Here is a 22,329-nt window from a genome sequence, read left to right as displayed (position 1 = left end):
GGGCGTTCGCCGTCAGCCGTCCGCCCGGTCGTCGCCGGGGGCGGCGAAGGGGAGTCCGGCGGACGGGTCGGCGAACGGCAGGACGAACCGGTCGGGCCAGCTCAGCACCGGTTCGAGCCACGCGGTGACGTCCATCGTGTCCGCGACGTGCTCGATCTGCTCGTCCTCCTCGAACCCGATGGTGACGTCGGCGAGGTCCCGGTAGAAGGCCGCGTGGTCGTCGTCCCCGTAGAGCGCGGTGAGCGCCAGGGGGCGGTTGCGTTCGAGCTCCATCGACAGCGGGTGGCGGCGGAGCGCGCGCAGCCGGTGCCCGAGTCTCGCGTCCGGCTGCTGCTTGAGCCCGGGGAGCTGGTAGTCGAGGGGCGGGGCGGGCGCGTGCTTGTCGGGCGCGTCGGCCCCGTACGGGAACAGCCGGTCGAGTTCGTGCAGCCACCGCACCTGCGGGATCACCCAGTTCGGGCCCGCGGCGGCGCGGCCCGGGGCGTCCCGGCCGTCCAGGAGGCGGCGGGCGACGCCGGCGACGGCGCCGGTCAGGTCGGCGGGCGGGAACGCGGTGCGCAGCGCCCACGAGCGGCGGGTGACGGCGCGTTCGAGGACGGTCGCGAGCGCGCAGTCGCGCAGCCGCGGCGCCAGCCGGGCCCACGCGCGGCGCAGGTCGGGCGGGACGGCCGGCAGCGGGCGCCCGGCGACGTGCGCGAGGACGAGCACGTCCGCCCACAGCCGCAGCCACGCCCAGTCGGGGTGCCCGGCGACGAGGTCGGCCTCGCGGAGCTCGTAGAGGGTGCAGGCGCGTCCCGAGCGGCACTCGCAGCCGCACGCGGCCGAGCGGCGCCCGTCCACGGGCGGGGGCGGTCCGGCGAGCTCGGCCTCGCGGCCCTCGCCGAGCGGGACGCGGACGCGCAGCGGCCGGTCCATCCCGTCGGCGAACACCGCCGCGACGCCCGGCCGCAGCGACACGACCTCCCGGGACTGGTCGGCGTCGAGGTTCATCGCGGCGCCGACCTGGTGCCGGTCGTCGTGCGCGGGCAGCCGGTGCACGACCTTCAGCGCGGTGTTCTTGATGACGTCGGGGACGAGCTTGGTCGGGATCTGCTCGGCGACGATGATGCCCTCGCCGTACGCGCGGATCTCCGCGAGCATCCCGGCGAACAGCTCGACGGCGTGCGACGACCCGCGTTCGGGGCCGCGGTTGCGCAGCAGCCGGTGCGCCTCCTCGATGACGATGACGTGCCGCAGCGCGGAGCGCCGGTCGGGGCCGCGGCGCCGCTCCCGCATCCGCAGGTGCTCCACGATGCGGATGATGAGGGTGCCCATGAGGAACGCCTTGTCCTCGTCGTTCGCGACGTCCTCGATGGCGAGCACGATGTTGTCGCGGAGCATCCCGCCGATGTCGGCCGGGTGCCCGCCCTCGAAGAACCGTCCGGCCGAGCCGATCCGGAGGGACCGCAGGCGGACGTCCACGAACCCCTGGACGTCCGCCATGAGCTCGCGGCCGTATCCGACGTCCTGGATGACCTGGAGCGCGGCGTTCTGCAGTTGCTCGAGGGTCGGGACGGCCGGTTCGATGAGCGAGCCGGGGACGCCCGCGCCCGTCACGACGTCCCACCCGTTCGCCTCGTACACCCGCTGCAACGCCTGCGCCATGATCTGCGGGAACGGCTCCTCGGCGTCGAAGGCGGCTTGGAACAGGGCCCGCACCATGTCGATGTGGGCCTGCACCGGGTAGCCGGGTTCGGGCGCGAGCGGGTTCACCGACAGCGGCACCGAGCCCGGGTCGGACGGGTTGACGACGGTGACGGGCCCGCCGAGGTCGGCGATCCGCCCGGCCATCGCCGCGTACTCCGATTTCGCCGGTTCGATCGCGAGCCACGGGACGCCCGCGCGGGTGAGCTGCTCCAGCAGGTGCCGGACGGTCTGCGACTTCCCCGCGCCGGTCGCGCCGGTGACGAACACGTGCCGGTTGACGGTCGAGCGCGGGACCGTGAACCGGCCGACCTCCCGGTCCCGCCCGTCGAGGATGGCGCCGAGCTCGATGGTCCCCGGGCCGTCCGGGCCGGTCTCGGCGGCCGTCTCGGACGTGACGTCGAAGTATCCGGCGTCCAGCACGCGCAGGCCCGGGACCTCGCGGTTCGGCAGCCCGGCGAGCGCCGCGAGCGCCCCGGCGGTCGCGACGAACGGGAACCGCTGGTCCGACTCCGCCGCCGCCCGGACGGGCGCGGGCGCGGCGCCCGGCCGCAGCATCTCCGCGAACGTCCCGCTGCCGTGCCCGGACCGCAGCCGGTACGGGTGGTGGCCCAGCTCCATCGACCCGACGAGCACCGGGGCGATCTGCCCCAGTTCGTCCTGGTCGCCGGCGCCCGCGAGGACCCGCACCTGCCAGAGCCCCGCCTCCCGGAACGCGTCCAGCTCCGCGAGCCGCCGATCGGTCCGGCCGACGGCGAGCCGCGCCTGCTCGTCCTCGCCGCGCCGCAGCATCCGCAGTTCGTGGTGCAGCTCGCGCATCTCCGCGTCGAGCAGCCGCTCGTCGCACGGCTCGGCCACCACGAACCAGCCGAACGGCCGCTCCATCAGCGTGACCAGCGTCGACTCGAACAGCCCCGCGCCCGGACGGTCGAGGACCGGCGGCGCCGGCGCCGCCTGCGGCGCGAGACGTCCGGGACAGCGCGTCCACGCCATCCGCTCCGCGCGGCGCAGCCAGCCGTCCCCGATCGGGACGCCCCGCGCGCCGCTCGGGAACAGCGGTCCCGTGCCGGACGGCGCCCCGATCGGGCCCGCGTTCGTGATCAGCTCCAGCGGCGCGCCGCCGCCCGGCGACAGCCAGCCGACGACGAACGGCCGCCCCGCGCGGGCCGCCGACAGCGCCGCGGGCAGCACGCTCACGAAGTCCCGCTCGGCGGACGCCGCCCCCTCGGGCGCCGGGATCGCCTCGATCCGGTACCAGGGGCCGGGCAGGTCGAGCGGCTCGGCACGGGACGCGGCGCGCTCCCCCGTGCCGGTCCCGAACGCGCCGCCCGCGCGCGTCCCGTGCCCGGCGGCGTCGCCCGCCTCCGGCGGCGCCTGCGGGAACGGGCGGTAGGGCGGCGGGCCCTGCGGCGGCCGGCGCGGCGGGGGCATCGGGCCTTGCGGCGGCATCACGGCGGCATCCCGGGGTCAGGGGGCGGCCGGCGGATCGGCGGCGTGCTTGCCGTTCGGCCGGAGGATCGGGACGAGCCGGCCCGGCCGGCGCGGCGGCGCGTGCCGGGGGCGCGGGACGGACGGCTCGTCCGCCGGGGCGGGCGCGGGCGGCGGCCCCTCCGGCTCGGCGGTCTCGGCGCGCGCGAGGCTCTCCTGCTCGCGCAGGTACTCCTCGAACTCCATCGAGTGCGCGGTCGGCAGCGTGATGATGCCCGGGTTCGCGTCGACGAGCATGATCCGGCGCCCGGTCGCGCCCGCGTGGGTGAACACCATCGCGGTCGGCGGCAGCTCCTGGAGCTGCGGCGGCCCCACCAGCAGCTCCCGGAACCGCTGCTTGGCGTCCTCCCGCACCGCCGCGACCGTCCGGCCCCACGCCGTCGCAGAGCTGATCCCCTCGACGAGCGCCGAGTCGTCCGCCGCCGGGGCGGGCAGCGGCGACCACACCGGGTCCGTCAGCCCGTCCCCGGACGGGCGCGCGTACGCGACCGTGCTCGCGTACGTCTCGCCCGCGACGTCGAACAGCGTCTCCCCCGCCGACTCGGTGATCTCCGCGACGATGAGCGGCTTGTCGGCCCCGATGTGCTCGGCCGCGACCCGCGCGTCCTCCGGGTTGCCCAGCCGCATGAACCCGACGGCCGCGTGCCCGCGCCGCCCCAGCCGCTCCCGCACGTGCCGCGGGATCGACCGGTACATCAGCACGAGCCCCGTCCCGGTGGCCTCGCACGCGTCGATGAGCCGGTCGAGGACGTCCCCCCGGAGCTTCTCCGCGCCGCACAGGAACAGCGTGTGGTCCCACCGCCCGCCCGGCGGCGACTCCCGCACCCGGTGCGTCAGCGCGGTCGTCACGTACGTCCCGAGCACCCGGTTCGTCAGGACGCCCGCGCGCCGGTCCATCGACACGACGTGCAGCCGCGACGGCGGCAGCGCCACCGGCTCCGCCGCGAGCCGCTCCAGCTTCCGCAGCTGCGCCTCCAGCGCCCACGCGCGCCGCACGACGATCCGGTCCGTCGCGTCCCGCCCGAACAGCGTCGCGATCCGTTCGAGCTGCTCCTCGGTCAGCAGCCCCTTGCGCAGGTCGTCGCGCGGGTCCCCGACCTGCGCCAGCACCCGAAGCGCCGCCGTGATGCACGGGATCGTCGTGTCCGCGCCGAGCACCTCGATGAGCCGCTCCAGGATCGAGTTGTCGAACGACAGGTCCCGCGTCCCGTCCTGCTCCTCCCCGGCGCCGACCACCAGCGACAGGACGTCCGCCAGCGCCTCGGGGCCGAGCCCCCGCGTCACGTCCAGCCTCGGCAGGTCGTTCGGCAGCACCCACACCAGCGGGTCGTCGCCCCGGTCCGCCGCCAGCCGCAGCAGGTCGTGCGCGACCGCGCCCTCCGACAGGTCGATCACCGTGAGCCGCGCACCGACCGCGAGCCGCGCCGCGCCCATCGTCGTCACGGCCGCCGACCACCCCGCGAGCGTCCCGCCCACCACGTCGACCCGGTCGACCCCGGGCGGCACCGCCACCGGGTACCACTCGCGCTGCGCCTCGTACTCCGCGCGGCGCCGCTCCCACTCCCGCACCGCCTCCGCGTGCGCCCGCCGCGCCGCCGCGCACCGCTTCTCCCGCGCGGCCCGCTCCCGCTCGTCCAGGTCACGCCACCGCGCGAGCCGGTCCCGCACCGCGCGCTCGTCCCGCCACAGCGCCCCGCCCGTGATCGCGAGGACGACCGCGCACGCCACGAGCCCGACGCCCGCGAACAACCACGGGATCATCCCGGCGACGCCGCACACGAGGAACAGGCCCACGCCGACGAGCGTCCCGGTCACGGCGATGCGGAGCGGCCGGGCGGCCATGTGCTCGCCCGGCTGCCGGACCGGCGGCCGCGCCGCGGGCCGCTCCGGCTCGGCCGGGGGCTCGGGAGGCGGGCCCGGATCGGGGTGCACCTGCGCGTAACGCCAGCCCACGTAGACGCGGTCTGCTTGCGTGAGCCGCGCCGCCGCGGACCCGCTCGCCATGTCCGTCACGTCGAGTAGACCCCTGGAGTCGCGGTACGGGGGGAACGCCTGGGGATGGTCGGGTCGCCTTCCTGCCTTTTCTACACATCCACAGGGTAAAGAGCCCGGGGGCGTCCCGTGCGCCGTTCGCCGTAACCCGTCCGCCATCCTCCGTAACAACACCCGAATTCGGTCACTGGGTTCACCTGCGGGAAAGATCGGACACCCGACCCCACACCACCCTGGCCACATCCGGCCACCCCGGCCTTGTTTCGGGCCCCGATCGCTTCAGGCCGTCCCGCACTCAGCGCGAAGACGTCCGCATGAAGATCCGCAGCAGCGTCACCGATCCGCCGAGGAACCCGATGAGCAGTGCGGCGGCGGCGATCCAGTAGGAGGGGTGGGAGGGGGTGAAGCCGTCGTCGCCGATCGAACCCGCGACGACCGCGACCGTCCACGTGCCGAAGGCCAGCAGACAGCACGCCCGTGCCGACGCGTCCCCGTGCAGGCGCCAGCGGTAGAAGGTCAGGAGCATCCCGCCCGCGCCGAGGAAGAAGGCGACGGTCGGCAGAACAGGCCACCCGCCCGCGGTGGTGACCCAGACGATCTGTGCACCCGCCACGACCGCGAACAGCCCGATCCAGACCGGGGACGGGGAATGAGGCCGGCGATCGGACATGGCACCTTCTCGGGGGGAGAGAGTCCGGATTGTCGGCCGATCGGGTCCCGCCGGGCGGAACCCGATCGGCCGACCGTCACTGTACGTCGACGTGCTTGGTTCCGGAGTTGACGCTCAGGTGGCCCTCGTCGCCGAAGAACCACGCCGTCCAGTAGCCGTCCTGCTCGGCCGTGAACGTCTCGGCGAATCGCCCGTCGGCGCCCGTCCGGGTCGCCACCATCTCCTGCCACTCCTGCGCGCCCGCGGGAAGGAAGTAGACGTGGACGGGCAGGTCCGGGGCGGGCTCGGCGGCGCCGCCGGACACCGACCGGTTGAGCAGGCCCTGCACGGTGATCGCCTCACCCGCCGGCACGGTCGCCGGAGACGCGCTGAACTCGGCGAACGCCGTCGTGTACTGACCCGGGACGTCCACGAACCCGATCGGCGCGTTCGACCTGCTGTAGTCGTCGTTGCCCCAGAACGCCGCCGTCCAGTAGCCGTCCTGGTAGGACGTGAACTCCGCCTGGAACGACCCGTTCGCGGCGCTGGTCTCGGTCGTGCCCTGGAACTCCCAGGTCGTCCCTCCGTCGGGCATGAAGTAGACGTGGATCGGGAGCTGCTCGCCGAGCTGCGACCCGTCGCCGCGCAGCAGCGTGCCCTTGACGGTCACCTTCGCGCCGGAGCCCGAGGTGGCGGCGAAGTTCTCCAGGAGCGTCCCGTAGCGGACGTTGACCTGGCGGATTTCGCTCGACGCCGTCGCGCCTCCGCTCTCGTACCAGACGCGCCAGTAGCCGTCCTGCGTCGTCGCGGTGCTCTCGATGTCGAAGTCGCCGGTCGCCGTCGTCTGGCCGCTCTGCACGTCCTGCCAGGTCTCGCCCGTCGCCGAGAACTGCAGCGCGACGGTCGCGCCCGCGATCGGGGCGCCCGCGTCCGTCAGCTTCCCGGTGGCCCGGATGGGCTGCTCGTAGTCGACGGGCGACGGCGTGACGGTGAAGTCGGAGAACTGGGGGCCGTCCTCGAACGCCACCTCGCCCGGAGACGCGAAACCCGCCCAGACGATGTCGTTCTGCGCGCTCTGCACCGTCACGGGCCCGGCCTCCCGGGCCTTGAACGTGAGCCGGAACGTCCCGTCCTCGCCCGTGAGCGCCGCCGCCACCTCCTTCTTCTCCGCGGCGGTGACGTGCGCGGCGACCCACACCTTGGGGACGGGCACGAGCCCGGCGTCGCCGTTGCGCTGCAGCCGTCCCTCGACGGTGACCTCGTCACCGACCCCGACCGGCTGCGGGGTGACGACCTCGGCCGTCAGCTCCACGGACTGCCGGGTGATCTCGGGCGAGGGCGCGAACCGGCTCACCGAGCACCACTGGTCCCCGGCCTGCCACCCCGGGTTCACCTGGAGCGAGAGAGGGCTCGCGTACGTGTGGGTGAAGGAGAACGAGCCGTCCGCGCCCGTCACGACCGGGGACGTCGCGTTCCAGACGGAGACGCCCGCGGCGGGCTCGGGCTGCGCGTCCCGGGTCTTCTGCGCGAGGACGCGGCCCGCGATCGTCATCGGCGTGTCGGCGTCGACGGTGCCGGGGGAACTGGTGAGCCCGGTGATCGTCAGCGGGTGGCAGTTGTCGATGTACTGGTGACCGGCCGTCAGCGTCGCCCCGTCGGCCGACGTGATCTCCGCGACGAACCGGGTGCTGCCCGGGTGGGTCGCGATGTCCAGCGCGTGCTGGGCCGTCCAGGTTCCGTCGTTCGCCGTCCCGCCGGTGCGGGTGAGCGGCAGCGTCGCGATGGACGTCCACGCGTCGCCGCCCGACGGCTGCTCGACGGTCACCTCGACGCCGGTGATCCCGCTCGCGGACTTGGCCGTGAGGGTGACCGTGGCGACGCGGTCGGCGGACAGCCGGTCGAACGCGACCGACAGGTTCGCGTCCGTGACGTCCGCTCGGGCGGTCGCGGGGACGAGGAACGTCGCCACCGCGACGATCAGGGCCGTGAGAACGGCCAAGGGTCGTGTTCGGCGCAAGGAGGGTGCCTCTCCACGAGATTTGTGCTGTCGCGGTGAAGACGCGCACCTTACGATCTTGGTTGCCCACTTGAATGATCGCATTTTGAGCATTATGTCCGTTTGACCGGCAGTGGACAGCCGGCCGGGCCCCGGGAGGGCGGCTCCCGCCCGCCCCGAGGCCCGGCCGGCGCCGGTCACCGCACGTCGACGTGCTTGGTGCCCGAGTTGACGCTCAGGTGGCCCTCGTCACCGAAGAACCACGCCGTCCAGTAGCCGTCCTGCTCGGCCGCGAACGCCTTCTCGAACCGCCCGTCCGTGCCCGTCTGGACGATCGCCATCTGCTTCCACTCGGTCGCACCGGCCGGCAGGAAGTAGACGTAGACCGGCTTGCCCGGCGCGGGCTCGGCCGCGCCGCCGCCGATCGCCCGCGTGAGCAGCCCCTTCACCGTGACCGGCTCACCGGCCGCCACCGGCGACGGAGACGCCCCGAACTCGGCGAACTTCGTCGTGTACTGCCCCGGGACGTCCGCGTGCTTGATGGGCGCGTTCGACCTGGTGTACTCGTCGTTGCCCCAGAACGCCGCCGTCCAGTAGCCGTCCTGGTAGGACGTGAACTGCTTCGAGAACGTCCCGTTCGTGGCGCTGGACGTGGTCGTCCCCTGAAGCTCCCAGGTCGACTCGCCCTCGGCCATGAAGTAGATGTAGATCGGCAGTTCCTTGCCCAGCAACGACCCGTCATGGCGGAGCAGCGTGCCCTTGACGGTCACCGTCGCGGCGGGCCCCACCTCCACCTTGTAGTCGTCCAGGAGCGTCCCGAACCGGACCTTGACCTGGCGGACGTCGCTCGAAGCGGACGCCGTGCCGTCGGCGCTCTGGTACCAGACGCGCCAGTACCCGTCCTGGGTCGTCTCCGTGCTCTGCAGGTCGAACTGCCCCGCCGCCGTCGTCTTGCCGTTCTGCATCTTCTGCCAGTTCTCACCGTCGGGCGAGAACAGCAGCCACACCGTCGCGTCCGCGACCGGAGTCCCCGCGTCCGTGAGCTTCCCGGTCGCCCGGATCGGCTTCTCGTAGTCGACGGGCGACGGCGTGAGGCTGAACTCGGAGAACTGCGGGTCGCCCACCACCGTGATCTGCCCCGGGGAGGCCGTACCGCTCCAGACGATGTCCCGCTCGTCGCTCTGCACCGTCAGGGGACCGGACTTCTCGGCCGTGAACGTCAGCCGGTACGTCCCGTCCGGCTTGGTGTAGGTGTCGCCCACCCCTTCCTTCTCGGAAGAGGTGACGTACGCGGCGATCCACACGTTGGCCACGGGGACGAGGCCGTCGGCGCCGTTGCGCTGCAGGCGTCCTTCCACGGTGACCTCGTCACCGGCCTTGACGGGCTGCGGAGTGACGATCTCCGCCGACAGCTCCACGGTCTGCCGCGTGATCTCGGGGGAAGGTGCGAAGTCGCCGGCCTCGCACCACTGGTCGTACCACTCCCAGGATGCCTGCGCCTGAAGGGAAGTGAAGCTCGTGTACAGGTGGGTGAAGGAGAAGGAGCCGTCCGCCCCGGTCCGAACCGGGGACGAGGTGTTCCAGACGGGGACGTCCGCGGCGGGTTCCGGCGCCGCGTCCCGGGTCTTCTGCACGAGAACGCGGCCCGCGATCGTCATCGGCGTGTCGGCGTCGATCGCCGCGGGCGAGCTGGTGAGCTCGACCATCGACAGCCGGTAGCAGTTGTCGATGTAGTGCCCGTTGGGATCCCGCGTGACCCCGTCCGCCGTCGTGAGCTCCGCGAGGAATCCGGTCGCCCCCGGGTGGGCCTCGATGTCGGTCTGGTACTCGGCCTGCCAGGTTCCGTCGGTCGCCGTGCCGTCGGTGAGAGTGAGAGGCACGGTCGCGATGGGCGTCCACGCTCCCCCCTCCTCCGTCTGATGCACGACGATCGCCTTCGCCTCGGTGATCTCGGTCTCGTGCTTGGCCTTGACGCTGACCGTGGCGACGCGCTCGGCGGAAAGCGGATCGAAAGCCACGGAGACGTTCACGTCGGTAACGTCCGCGCGGGCGGTCGCGGGGACGAGCAACGTCGTCACCGCGACGATGAAGGCCGTCAGGACGGCCAGACTTCGTGTTCGGCGCAAGGGGGTGCCTCCACGGATCGATGGTGTTTCCCTGGAGACGCCCGCCTAACGATCTTGGTGGCCACGTGAATGATCACGTTTGAGGCACCGGGTCCGTTTGGCCGGAAACGGTCGGCCGACCGGGTTCCGCGAGGCGTCCTCCCCCACGGAACCCGGTCGGCGCCGCCTACTGCACGTCGACGTACTTGCTTCCGGAGTTGACGCTCAGATGCCCGTCATCACCGAAGAACCACGCCGTCCAGTAACCGTCCCGCTCGGCCGCGAACGCCTTCTCGAACCGCCCGTCCGTGCCCGTCTCGACGATCGCCATCTGCTTCCACTCGGTCGCACCGGCCGGCAGGAAGTAGACGTAGACCGGCTTGCCCGGCGCGGGCTCGGCCGCGCCGCCGCCGATCGCCCGCGTGAGCAATCCCTTCACCGTGACCGGCTCACCGGCCGCCACCGGCGACGGAGACGCCCCGAACTCGGCGAACTTCGTCGTGTACTGCCCGTCCACGTCCACGTACTCGATCGGCGCGTTCGACCGTGTGTGGTCGTCGTCGCCCCAGAACGCGGCCGTCCAGTAGCCGTCCTGCCGAGCCGGGAACCGCTTCCCGAACGAGCCGTCGAGCCAGGTGTCCATCGTCCCCTGGTATTCCCAGGTCGACTCGCCCTCGGCCATGAAGTAGAAGTAGATCGGCAGCTCGCCCGCGGGCTCGGCCTCGTCCTTCAGGCGGAGCAGCTTCCCCTTGACCAGAACCTCCCCGCCCGAGACCTTCTCGACGCCGAAGCCGTCCAGCCTCGTGCCGAACTTGACGTGCACCCGGCGCAGGTCGCTCACCGTCCGCGTCTCGCCGTCGGAGCCGGCGAACCGCACCCGCCAGTAGCCGCTCTTGACCGTCTCGGAGCTCTCCACCTCGAAGCGGCCACCGGTGTTGGTCTTGCCGCTCCCGGCCTCGCGCCAGGACTCACCGGTCTCGGAGTACTCCAGCGTGACCGGCGCGTCCCCGATCGGGTACTTCTGGTCCGTGGACGTGTCGTTGAGCCAACCGGTGGCGACCACCGGCTTGCGGAACTCGACGGTGGACGGAGTCACCTCGAAGTCGGTGATCTCGGCGTCCCAGTCGATCTGCACTGATCCCGGGGACACCGAACCCGCCCACAGGACGTCGGTTTCCTCGCTCTCCACGATCAACTTTCCGGACCGCTCCGCGTTGAACCGCAGCCAGAACGTACCGTCGTCTCGCGAGTTGCCGGAGCCGACCCATTCCCGGTGGGATCCGTACTGCTGGTAGAGCTCCAGACCGATCAGACGGGCGGGGACGGGACCGTCGGCGCCGTTCCGCCGGAGAAGCCCCTTCACGAGGACCTCGTCCCCGACCTGGACGGGCTGCGGAGTGACGATCTCCGCCGACAGCTCCACGGACTGCCTGATGAACTCCTTGGGCGCGGGAGCGAATTCGGCGACCTCGCACAGCCACTCCTGCTCCCCCACTCTCGCGTGCAGCGAGACAAAGCTCTTGTAGGGGTGGGTGAAGGAGAAAGTGCCGTCCGCGCCGGTCTCCACCGTGGACGTCGCGCTATGCACGATGACGTTCGCGGTGGGCTCGGCATCGGATTCCCGTGTCTTCTGCACCAGAACGCGGCCCGTGACCGTCATCGGCGTGTCCGCGTCGACGGTGTCGGGGGACGTGGCGAGGTCGGTGATGACCGTCCGGTAGCAGTTGTCGATCGATTCCCGCTCGGTCACCGTGGCGCCGTCCGCGGACGTGACCGCCACGGTGAACCTCGTCGTCCCGGGCCGGGCCTCGATGTCGGTCTTGTACTCGGCCGTCCAGGTGCCGTCGTTCGCCGTGCCGCCGCTGAGGGTGAGCGGCAAGGTCGCGATGGGCGTCCACTCGTCGTTCGCCAGGTTCTCGACGGTCGCCTCGACGCCGGTGATGCCGCTCGCCGACTTGGCCTTCAGGGTCACCGTGGCGACGCGGTCGGCGGACAGCCGGTCGAACGCCACGGACAAGTTCACGTCCGTGACGTCGGCTCGGGCTGTCGCGGGGACGAGCAACGTCGTCACCGCGACGATCAGGGCCGTCAGGACGGCCAGTGGTCGTGTTCGGCGCAAGGGGGGATGCCTCCACGGATCGGTGGTTTTCCGTGGAGACGCCCCTCTAGCGATCTTGGTTGACCGTCCGAATGGTCACGCTTTGAGCACGATGCCCGATACGGTCGGGTGGGCGGGTCAGCGCTTCTCCGGGAGGAAGTTCTCCAGGTCCATGGACGGGTGGGGGTACTTCCACTGGACGCCCTCGAACGGGATGTACATGCCCTCCGACATCCCCGCGAGGAAGTAGTTCCCGTTCCACTGGTTCGGGTTCGTCACGGACGAGCCCTCCTCGTAGCGGGCGCCGACCGGCTCGTACTTCACGTCCACGCCGAACATCGCGTAGACGGCGGCGTCGACGAAGTTGAAGTGCTCGATGAGGCCGCGCAGGTGCGTGTCCTGGATCGCGAGGCTGTGCACCCGGTCCCGGACGAAGTACAGCGAGCTGATGTCCTTCACGACCTGGTTGAAGTCGTGCGCACCGTCGTGGTGGACGATCGCGCGCGCCGAGGTCTCGGGGACGAGCACCTTCTGGACGTACGTCGGCAGGTCGCCGTAGAACATGCGGACGCGCGGGGTCGCGCCCGGGAACGTGCGGCGGATGCGCTCGTACGCGAACTGGAGGTAGACGGGGTTGACGTCGACGAGGTCGAGTTCGAAGCCCATCGGCTCGACGCAGCCCGCGAACACGGTGGACGAGCCGCCCATGAAGACGCCGACCTCGACGATGCGGTTCGCCTGCTCGTGGTCGCGCTCGATACGGGTGAACACGTCGAAGTAGTGGTTCGCGCTGCACTGGTCCTCGTACGCGAGGTTCACGCCCGCGACGCGGTCGGCGATGCGGTCGAACACCGTGTTGTACCCGGCGAACGCCTTCAGGTCGGCGTGGTGGCCGCTCAGGATCGGGATGCCGAGGACCTCGTGCGGGTTCTCGAGGTCGGCGATCGAGGCGTCCGGTTCGAGGAAGGTCCCCCAGGTGTCGTGGTGCACGGCGACCGTCGAGACGTAGTCGGACACTTCGGCGCTCCTCGGCTTCTCTTCCTTCTGGACGGCGGGTGCCTCCCGCCCTGGTGCGGCCGCGGGCGCCGCGGCGGCGGTTCCGGCCGGTTCGCCGCGCAGGCGCTTGATCTCCCGCTGCTGCGCGGCGATGGTCTCGGCCATGCGGGTCGCGTCCTCGGTGCGCGCCTCCGCCTCGTGCTGCAGTTGCAGCACGCGGGTGTAGAGCGCGATCCGGTTGTTCTCCATGGCGGCGAGCAGGTCCGACGACGTGTAGGGCCGCAGCGCCGCGAAGATCTCCGCCGCGCCGGGCGAGCCGGACCGGGCGAGCACGCCGAGCCCGAACACGGCCGGGACGATCTCGAAGCGCCAGTCGCCGCCGCCCTCGGTGAGCGCGTCCTCCACCGCGGTGAGGACGCCGTTGCGCTCGCCGCCCGCATGCGTCGCGACCGTGTAGTCGCCCAGGCCGGCGAAGCCGACGGGGGTGACCCCGTCGTGCCACACGGTCGGGCCGCCGTCGGTGGACGGGTGCACGTCGTCCGCGGCGAGCGGGGACGGCTGGTGGTAGGTGTCGCGGCGCCCGCTCGGCCACAGGACGTCGTGCAGGGCCACGACGGCGTCGGGGGCGTTCTTCATGATCCAGGCGAGTTCCCCGCGGACCACGGCGTAGTTGTGGTCGCCGTCGAGGACGTACAGGTCCGCGACCGGCAGTTCGCGCAGGACGTCCGGGGAGCGGCCCTCGACGAGGTGCAGCCGCGGGTCGCCGTCGAGGACGGCCCGCAGCTCGTCCGTCGGGTTCGGGTCGACGCAGTGGACGGTCGCGCCCAGGTCGGCGTACACCGAGCTGGTGCGACCGGACTCGACGCCGACCTCGACGACCGTGCCGATCGGGCGGCACCGGGCGATCGCCTCGAACAGGCTCCGGAAGATCGACATGGAGTGGAGCAGCAGCGGCTGCTCGCGGGCGAGGCGCGCCTGCCGGTGCGGCTCCTCGCGGGTACCGGCGAACCCGGCCGCGACGATGCCCGGCGCGTCGTCCGTCTTGACCGCCTTCTTCCGGGCGGTCTTCCTGGACGCCGCCCGCTTCGGCTTCGCGGCACTGCGCACGACCGGCTCGGTGTCCGGTTCGTCCGCGGGCTCCTCCACCGGGCGCACGAGTTCCACGGTCTCCGCGGCCTCGGACGGCTCCACGTCGGCCGCGGGCTCGGCGGCCTCCGCAGGCGCCCCTTCGGAAGCCTCCGGCTCCACCGGGACTTCAGCCTCCACGGGAACTCGGGCCTCCAGAGAAGGCCCCGCCTCCACGGGCGGCGTGTGCTCCCCGGGAGGCAGGGGCCCCGACTCCATAGGCGCCTCCGCCTCCACGGACACCTCCGAGTCCACGAACACCTCCGGCTCCACCGGCGCCTCGGCCTCCGCCGGAGCCGCCTCGGCCTCCGCCGGGCCCTCCGGGGCGGTGCTCAGGGCGTCCTCCGGAAGGGGGTCCTGGGCGCCGGTCTCGTTCGTGCCGGAACCGGCACCGGGGTCACTTCGCGTCACCGAGCTTCCTCCTGGCCACTCGTCCGGCGCCGGCGGCAACGCCCTTCACGCCGAGCGTCCGGTACTCCTCGCGGAGCCTGTCGGTGAGCCGCGCCGCCCGGGCGGCTCTGGTCGCGTGCTTGTCGAGCGGCATGCGGGGGGCCATGCCGGTCATCGACTGCGGCAGCATCGCGAACGCGACGGTGATCTGCGCGGACGACACCACGGGGGCGCCCGCGCGGCGGGCGATCGGCAGCCAGACGGCCGCGTACGGGGTGTCGAACTCCATCAGGTTGCCGCCGAGGTAGCGGCAGTCGGCGTAGTGCAGGCCGACGAAGTCCTCGGGGCTGTCCCAGCGCAGCACCTGCTCGCGGCGCCGTCCACCGGCGATGACCTTGGCCTCGATCCAGTCGACGCGGACGATCGCGGGGCGGCCCGGGATCGCGATGGAGATGTCGACGGTGTCGTGGTGCTCGAACGCGAGGCGCGCGAACGACAGGCCGTTGTGGTTGATGCGGACGCGGCGGCGGATCTCCTCGTGCCAGCGGTCGTCGGCGGTGCGGTACCGCAGCCGCGTCTCGTACTTCTCCCCCGCCGGGTCGAACGCCTCGACGTCGAGGGCGCCGTCGGCGATGGCGCGGGCCATGGCGCCGAGGCCGGTGTCGGACGCGGCGATCAGCGCGGGCCAGAACGAGTCCCGCATGTGCAGGTCGTCGAGGTCGCCGGGCGCGAGGTAGGGGACGGCGGGCTTGAGGTCGGCGGGCAGCAGGGTGGTGACCTGCGAGGAGCCGAAGTTGTCCTCGTGGACCCAGTTGCCGAACACGGCGGCCTCGTCCGGGGTCGGGGACTCCAGCGCCGACACCAGGATGCGGGAGAGCCGGTCGCGGGCCGCCTGCGCGTGGGCGAGGCTCGGCCAGTCGCCGTCCGCGCGGGCGACCTGCCGGTTCCACATGCGCTGGAAGGCGAGGACGCCGTCCTGGACCGTGCGGCGCTCGGCGTTCTGCGACGGGGAGTCGGCGGTCTCGCCGAGCACCGGGGTGGCGTCCTCGGTGAAGCCGATGAGGGAGCCGCAGAGCGCGTTGACGCACTGCTCGACGATCTCGGGGCTGCGGGTGACGGTCGCCGACACCTTCGCGGGGTATCCGGCCTGCGCGAGGTAGCCCTCGGCGCGCAGCCCCTCGACGTAGAGGCGTTCGGCGCGGGTGTTGGTGGCGAGGTAGAGGCCGGACGGGACGACGTCGACGCCCGCGATCCGCAGCGCCTTCGCGAGCTGCCGCTGGATGGTGCCGCCCCAGCCGAGGTCGACGAGGGTGAGCTCGGGCTCGTCGAGGGCGCCGGTCGCGCGCAGCGCGCGGATCATCCGCTCGCGGGCGGCGGTGACGGTCACCGCGAGCCGGTTGCACAGGTGGGGCGTCTCGGTGAGGGCGCGGGCGACGCGGTCGGCGATGTCGCCGTTGTCGATGACGGTGTTCAGCTCGGTGGCGAGGCCCGGCACGTCCCCGGCCTGCAGTTCGAGGACGGACAGGGCCTGCCGGACGGTGAGCTGGTAGCCGCTGCGGATGAAGTGGTGGACGGCGTCGGTGTCGAACGGGTCGAGGCCCGCGATGGAGGTGACGAAGCGGGACAGCCAGACGGGGCGGGCCTCGACGTCCCAGCCGCGCGCGGCGGCGGCCTCGTTGATCAGCCGGGACAGCAGCTCGCCTTCGCGCATGGAGCAGTAGAGCCGGCGGGTGCCGGTCTCGTGCGCGCGCGCCGCGCACCATTCGGCGAACCCCGTCAGGACCGGGCCGAGGACGGCGGCGCCGTACCGCCAGGCGACGTCCAGCGCGGAGGTGCCGTGCGGGCCGCCGGAGGCGATGGCCTTGGCGCGCAGGCTGGTGAGGCCGAAGTCGCCGTGCCGCTCGTCGAGGTCGGGGGCGTGGTCGCCGAACGGTTCGACGGGCTCGCGCTCGCGCCGCAGGACGCTCTCGAACGCGTCGTCCAGCCGCCGGTAGTGGACGGTGCGGATGCCGAGCTCGGCGGGGACCTCGTCGTCGGCGACCTCGTGGTCGCCGATGTGCACGATCTGCTCGGGGCTGGCGCCGAGGTCGCGCAGCACGATGTCCCACAGGCCGGACGCCTTGGCGGAGCCGTGCTGGTTGGACCGGAAGATCCGCACGTTCTCCATCGGCCCGAGTTCGGGCCGGTCGAGGAGGTGGTGCAGGTGGTCCTCGGTGAAGTACGTGTCGGACACCAGGATGACCGTGATGTCCTGCTTGCGGGCGGCCTGGACGAGCGCGGCGATGTCGAGGTCGACGACCGTCAGCTCGCGTTCGAGGTCCAGTTCGGCGCGGACGAGCCGCTCGATCGGGGCGCCGCCGAACGGGCCCTCGGGCATGGCCCGCCAGATGTCGAACAGCGACACCTCGGTGCCGAGGGAGTCGCGGCCGCGGCGCGCCTGCTCCTCGGCGACGATCCGCATCCGGCGCAGGGTCGCGTCGGTCACCCAGGCCGGGCACAGCCCGGCCTCGCGGAGCCGGGCGCCGAGCAGCGCGAACGCGTCCGCCGGGCGCGGGACGCGGCGCCACAGGACGGTGTCGAAGATGTCCAGCGACAGGACGGTGCACGCGCGGTCGGCGATGATCCGGTGAACGTTGTCGAGCAGCGGACTACCGACTTCCTGTCTGGTCAACACCGCACCTCTTCTCTGGACTCGGGCAGGACACCGCGGGCGCCCGCCGCGGACCGGGTCACCTTATCTGAGCAGTTGGAGGTATCTGTCAGCTACATCCGTCGATCACCTTTGGATTCCGGTTCCGGTCAGGTCGGCGTCCCCGTGTGGGCGGCGCGCTTGGCCGCCCGGGCCTCCCGGACGAGCCGCCCCGCCTGCTCCGTCGGGCCGTCGAACAGGACGCGCCCGTGCTCCATCGTGACGCCGCGGTCGCACAGCCCGGTGAGCATCTTGATGTCGTGCGCGACGATGACCATCGTGCGGCCCTCGCCGCGCAGCTCCCGGATCCGGTTGACGCACTTCTGCCGGAACGGCGGGTCGCCGACGGCGAGGACCTCGTCGATGAGGAACACGTCGGGTTCGGTGTGCGCGGCGATCGAGAACGCGAGCCGCATGAACATGCCGGACGAGTAGAACTTCACCTGGTCGTCCAGGAACCGTTCGACGCCCGAGAAGTCGACGATCTCGTCGAACTTGCGCCGGATCTCGGCCTGCGACATCCCGAGGATCGCGCCGTTGAGGTAGACGTTCTCGCGGCCGGTCAGCTCGGGGTGCAGGCCGGCGCCGACGTCGATCAGCCCGGCGATGCGGCCCCGGACGAGCACCGAACCGGAGTCCGGGTTCAGCACCCCGGAGATCATCTTGAGCAGGGTGCTCTTCCCGGACCCGTTGAGCCCCATCAGCGCGACGGTCTCGCCCTGCGCGAACGTGAGGCTGACGTCGTCCAGCGCCTTGAACCGGTCCGAGAGCGGCTGCCGGCGCAGCGCCCGGACGCTCATCTCCTTGATCGACCGGGCGTGCCGCAGGGTGAAGTGCTTGGTCACGGAGTCGACGACGATCGAAGCGGACACTTCTATAGCTCCTGGGCGAAACGCGTCTGCATGCGGGCGAACGCCGCACGCCCGATGAGGAACACCGCCAGGCTGAGGGCGAGCGAGATCCCGGCGTGCAGGTAGAGGTCGGGCGGCAGCGCGAAGTCCCCGCGCGTCCCGGGCAGCCAGAACGCCTTCTGGAACAGGGACACGGCGCTGACCAGCGGGTTCGCGAGGTAGACGTCGAGCACCCAGGCGGGCGCGTGGGTCTGCACGTGCGTCCACGGGTAGATCATCGGGACCGACCAGGTGATCACGAGCATCGAGATGTCCACGACCTGCTCGAGGTCGCGGAAGAACACGTTGACGGCCGCGCACAGCAGCCCGAGCCCGAGCCCGAGCGTCACGATGATCGCGAACCCGAGGACGGCGGCGGCGAGGCCGCCCGGCGTCGGCCGCCAGCCCGCGACGATCGCGGCGCACAGCAGGATCAGCATGCCGGGCACGAAGTGCACGAGCGAGACCAGCACCGACGCCGACGGGAACAGCTCGCGCGGCAGGAACACCTTGCGGATCAGCGCCGCGTTGCCGGTGACGGAGCGGGTCGTCGAGTGGATCGTCTCGGTGAACAGGTGGATGAGGACCATCCCGGAGAACAGGTAGATCGGGAAGTCCTCGATCGCGCGGTCCATCCCGAGGAACACGCCGACGACGAAGAAGTACACGGAGAAGTGCACGCCGGGCCGCACGTACGACCAGCCGAGGCCCAGCAGCGAGCCCTTGTAGCGCGCGCGCAGCTCGCGCCGAACAAGCAGCCGCAGCAGGTACGTGTGCCGGACGGTCTGCCGCAGCCCGCCGTCCCCGCCCGGCGGGCGCAGCCCCGGGTCGGGCGGGACGGGCGACGCGCGGTGCCGCCCGTGCCCGCCGTCGCCGCCCGGGACGTTCGCCCCGGCCTGGTCCGAGCCCGGACGGCCGGCGTGGTTCGCGGTCGGGTGGGCCGTCATCGCCGCCCGGCCCCCGGCGCGCCCGTCCCGTCCGGACCACCGGGCGGATCGGACGCCTCGAACGTGCGGCGCCACGCGTCCTGCGAGGCCAGCTCGTCCATCGCGGACCGGTAGCGCTCGCTCAGCTGCGGCCACTCGCGGCTGAGCCGGGCGTGCAGCAGCGACGTGCGCTTCAGGATCCGCTTGAACCGCTCGGGGTCGCGCTGGTACCAGGCGACCTTCGTGCCGTCGGCGGACGACACGAGCGCGCTGTCGAACTTCGACAGCAGCCCCCAGTGCCGGTCGATGTGCGGGATCACGGTCTGCGGGTTGCCGTGCGCGGCCGGGTCGACGGGCCGAAGCTGCTTGACGGCGCCGAGCATCGCGGTCGCGAGCACGTTCGCCCGTCCGGCCGGCGGTTTGGGCGTGCGCCCGCGCTTCGGCGGCCGGTTGGTACGGACCTGCGGGAACTCCTCGTGGCTCGGCCGGTTCTGCGCGTCGGGGAACGCGGCGCGGAACGCGTTGATGTCGGCGAGCTTGGTGCGGATCCCGGCGTGCATGTGCTCGGGGCCGGTCAGCACGTCCTCGACCGCGGTGAGCATCAGCTCGGCGGTGGAGTACTGCATGGCGAGGGCGTGCTTCACCGAGATGATGTAGCTCTCCTTCACCAGGTTGCCGCCCCGCTCGTACGGGGAGTGCAGCAGCGCGGTGACGATCCGGTTCCGCTCGTGGAAGTACGCCTGCCAGTCGATGGCGTCGTCCTTGTCCTGCCAGGGGACGTGCCAGGCGGCCATGCCCGGCAGCGACACCGTGGGGAACCCGGCCGCGCCGGCGCGGACGCAGTACTCGGCGTCGTCCCACTTGATGAACATCGGCATCGACAGGCCGATCTTGCGGACGACGTCGGTGGGGATGAGGCACATCCACCAGCCGTTGTAGTCGACGTCGACGCGGCGGTGCAGCCACGGCGTCTTGAGCAGTCCGCCGGAGCTGGTCTTCGGCTTCGCGTCCGGGTCGAGGGTCTGCGCCGGCGGGAGCGCGAAGTCGTGCTCGCGGCGGGTGTGCTCGGCCTCTTCCCACCACCATCGGTACTTCGCGATGACCTCGCCGTACGCGTGCAGCTGGGAGCGGATGTAGAGGTTGAACATGTGCCCGCCGACGATGGTCGGGGTGCGGGCGAAGTCGCCGAACGCGACGGCGCGCAGGATGCCCTCGGTCTCGGTGACGACGTCGTCGTCGAGCAGCAGCACGTAGTCGCTGGTGCCGGACCGGAGCGTCTCGTCCATCGCGCGGGAGAACCCGCCGGAACCGCCGAGGTTCGGCTGCTCGATGAGCCGCAGCCGGGCCCCGAGCCCCTCGGCGGCGGCCGCGTACCGCTCGTCGTCGCGGACCTTCTGGTTCCCCTGGTCGACGACGAAGATCTCGTCGACGACGTCGAGCACCTCGGGCGCGGCGGCGAGCGCGACGAGCTGGTCGACGCAGAAGTTCGGCCGGTTGAACGTGGTGATGCCGAGGCTGACGCGGCCCTGCCGGACGTGGCCGGGCTCGGCGCACCAGTCGGCCCGCTCGAGGACGGCGTCGCGTTCGCCGGCGAGGACGTCCATCCAGTACCAGCCGCCGTCGATGAACGGGCTCAGCGACAGCCGGAACGTCTCCTCGTGGGCGTCGTCGCTGTCGACCCGGACGGACGCGACGCGCGACACGTGCCCTTTCGCGCTCGACCGGTAGACGATGACGTTCCCCTGCCCGCGCACGCGGACCCGCAGCAGCACCTCGTCCACCGACGTCCAGCGGCGCCAGTAGCTCGCCGGGAACGCGTTGAAGTACGTCGCGAACGACACCCGCCGCCCGACCGGGACGACCACGCTGCGGCGCCCGACGGTGTCGCCGCCCGCGCCGCCCGCCTCGCCCGCCTCGGCGGCGGCCTCGGCCGCGAACGCCTCCGCGCCGCGCCCGATCTCCCCCTCGACGTACAGCTTCAGGACGTCCAGGTCGCGGTCCACCGGCAGCACGACCCGCTGCAGCACCCGGAGGTCGTTTCCTGCTCCCATGTCGCTCATTCGTCGACACCTCCACTGATGAGACGCGAACCCTCGGCGAAATGGGGACGCAGCCGGTTGTCGACCATGCTGAGCGCGCTCGCGATGGCCATGTGCATGTCCAGGTACTGGTAGGTGCCGAGCCGCCCGCCGAACAGGACCCCCTCCTCGGCGGCGGCGAGCTTGCGGTACGCGCGCAGCTTCTCCCGGTCGCCGGGGGTGTTGATCGGGTAGTACGGCTCGTCGCCGCGCTCGGCGAACCGCGAGAACTCCCGCATGATGACCGTCCGGTCGGACGGGTAGCGGTCGCGGCGCTCGGGGTGGAAGTGCCGGAACTCGTGGATGCGGGTGTACGGGACGTCCTGGTCGGCGTAGTTCATGACCGGGGTGCCCTGGAAGTCGCCGGTGTCCGCGATCTCCATCTCGAAGTCGAGGGTGCGCCAGCCGAGCTCGCCCTCCGCGTGGCCGAAGTAGGCGTCGAGGGGGCCGGTGTAGACGACCGGGACGTTGCCGACGGCGTCGTCGCGCAGGTCGGCGAAGTCGGTGTTCAGCCGCACCTCGATGTTCGGGTGGTCGGCCATCCGTTCCAGCCAGGCCGTGTAGCCGTCGACCGGGAGTCCCTCGTAGGTGTCGTTGAAGTACCGGTTGTCGAACGTGTACCGGACCGGCAGCCGCGTGATGATCTCGGGCGGGAGGTCGCGCGGGTCGGTCTGCCACTGCTTCGCCGTGTAGCCGCGGATGAACGCCTCGTACAGCGGGCGCCCGATCAGCGAGATGGCCTTCTCCTCCAGGTTCGCCGGGTCCGTCACCTCGGCGGCCTGTTCGGCGATCAGTGCGCGCGCCTCGTCCGGGGTGAACGCCCGGCCGAAGTACTCGCAGACGGTGCCGAGGTTGATCGGCATCGGGTAGATCCGGTCGCGGTACCGGGAGTAGACGTGGTGCCGGTAGCCGGTGAAGGAGGTGAACCGGTTGACGTACTCCCAGACCCGCTCGTTCGAGGTGTGGAAGAGGTGGGCGCCGTAGCGGTGGATCTCGATGCCGGTCTCCGGCTCGTCCTCGCTGTAGGCGTTCCCTCCGATGTGGTCGCGCCGGTCCAGGACCAGCACGCGCAGGCCCAGGTCGGCCGCGCAGCGTTCGGCGACGGTAAGCCCGAACAGCCCGCTGCCGGCCACCACGAGATCAACATTCATACAGGGGGGCGTCCATCCGGCGGGGGGTGTTTGCAGAACCCGGTGTGCGGGACCCGCTGCACGTGGGTCGCCA

12 protein-coding genes are annotated in these 22,329 nt (G+C 72.0%); all 12 read right to left on the bottom strand.

Annotated features, from left to right (window positions below; genetic code table 11):
* Window positions 1-12 precede the first annotated feature (12 nt).
* Window positions 13-3,132, bottom strand: a complete 3,120-nt coding sequence (locus tag ACFQ11_RS11555; protein ID WP_378298214.1) for a helicase HerA-like domain-containing protein — start codon at window positions 3,130-3,132, stop codon at window positions 13-15.
* Window positions 3,133-3,150: 18 nt separating this feature from the next.
* Entirely contained in the window at window positions 3,151-5,175 is a 2,025-nt protein-coding gene (locus tag ACFQ11_RS11550; RefSeq protein ID WP_378298107.1) for a hypothetical protein, read from the bottom strand.
* Window positions 5,176-5,458: 283 nt separating this feature from the next.
* A complete protein-coding gene (locus ACFQ11_RS11545) occupies window positions 5,459-5,833 on the bottom strand; it encodes a hypothetical protein (protein ID WP_378298106.1) in 375 nt (124 codons plus the stop codon).
* Window positions 5,834-5,909: 76 nt separating this feature from the next.
* Entirely contained in the window at window positions 5,910-7,811 is a 1,902-nt protein-coding gene (locus ACFQ11_RS11540; RefSeq protein ID WP_378298104.1) for a hypothetical protein, read from the bottom strand.
* 194 nt (window positions 7,812-8,005) lie between these two features.
* Window positions 8,006-9,934, bottom strand: coding sequence for a hypothetical protein (locus tag ACFQ11_RS11535; protein ID WP_378298102.1), 1,929 nt, complete (start codon window positions 9,932-9,934; stop codon window positions 8,006-8,008).
* Window positions 9,935-10,100: 166 nt separating this feature from the next.
* Window positions 10,101-11,936: a hypothetical protein gene (locus ACFQ11_RS11530; RefSeq protein ID WP_378298100.1), complete on the bottom strand. Its 1,836-nt coding sequence runs from the start codon at window positions 11,934-11,936 to the stop codon at window positions 10,101-10,103.
* Between the two features lie 213 nt (window positions 11,937-12,149).
* Complete coding sequence (locus tag ACFQ11_RS11525; protein WP_378298098.1) at window positions 12,150-14,543, bottom strand: class I SAM-dependent methyltransferase; 2,394 nt, start codon at window positions 14,541-14,543, stop codon at window positions 12,150-12,152.
* A complete protein-coding gene (locus ACFQ11_RS11520; protein ID WP_449193554.1) occupies window positions 14,530-17,193 on the bottom strand; it encodes an HAD family hydrolase in 2,664 nt (887 codons plus the stop codon). The genes ACFQ11_RS11525 and ACFQ11_RS11520 overlap by 14 nt, the downstream gene beginning before the upstream one ends.
* Window positions 17,194-17,321: 128 nt before the next feature.
* Complete coding sequence (locus tag ACFQ11_RS11515; protein ID WP_378298094.1) at window positions 17,322-18,083, bottom strand: ABC transporter ATP-binding protein; 762 nt, start codon at window positions 18,081-18,083, stop codon at window positions 17,322-17,324.
* Window positions 18,084-18,085: 2 nt separating this feature from the next.
* The gene (locus ACFQ11_RS11510; RefSeq protein WP_378298092.1) at window positions 18,086-19,048 is read right to left on the bottom strand and encodes an ABC transporter permease; all 963 of its coding nucleotides are present in this window, start codon (window positions 19,046-19,048) and stop codon (window positions 18,086-18,088) included.
* Window positions 19,045-21,087 carry a glycosyltransferase gene (locus tag ACFQ11_RS11505; protein WP_378298090.1) on the bottom strand — a complete coding sequence of 681 codons (2,043 nt, stop codon included), beginning with the start codon at window positions 21,085-21,087 and terminating at the stop codon, window positions 19,045-19,047. Before ACFQ11_RS11505 ends, ACFQ11_RS11510 begins: the two co-directional genes overlap by 4 nt.
* Window positions 21,084-22,241: a UDP-galactopyranose mutase gene (gene glf, locus ACFQ11_RS11500; protein ID WP_378298088.1), complete on the bottom strand. Its 1,158-nt coding sequence runs from the start codon at window positions 22,239-22,241 to the stop codon at window positions 21,084-21,086. The genes ACFQ11_RS11505 and glf overlap by 4 nt, the downstream gene beginning before the upstream one ends.
* Window positions 22,242-22,329: the final 88 nt, after the last annotated feature.

The sequence above is a fragment of the Actinomadura sediminis genome (assembly GCF_042675525.1).
GTDB lineage: Bacteria > Actinomycetota > Actinomycetes > Streptosporangiales > Streptosporangiaceae > Spirillospora > Spirillospora sediminis.
Note: the sequence above shows the minus strand (reverse complement) of the source record. Positions and strands in the feature narration are given on the sequence as shown.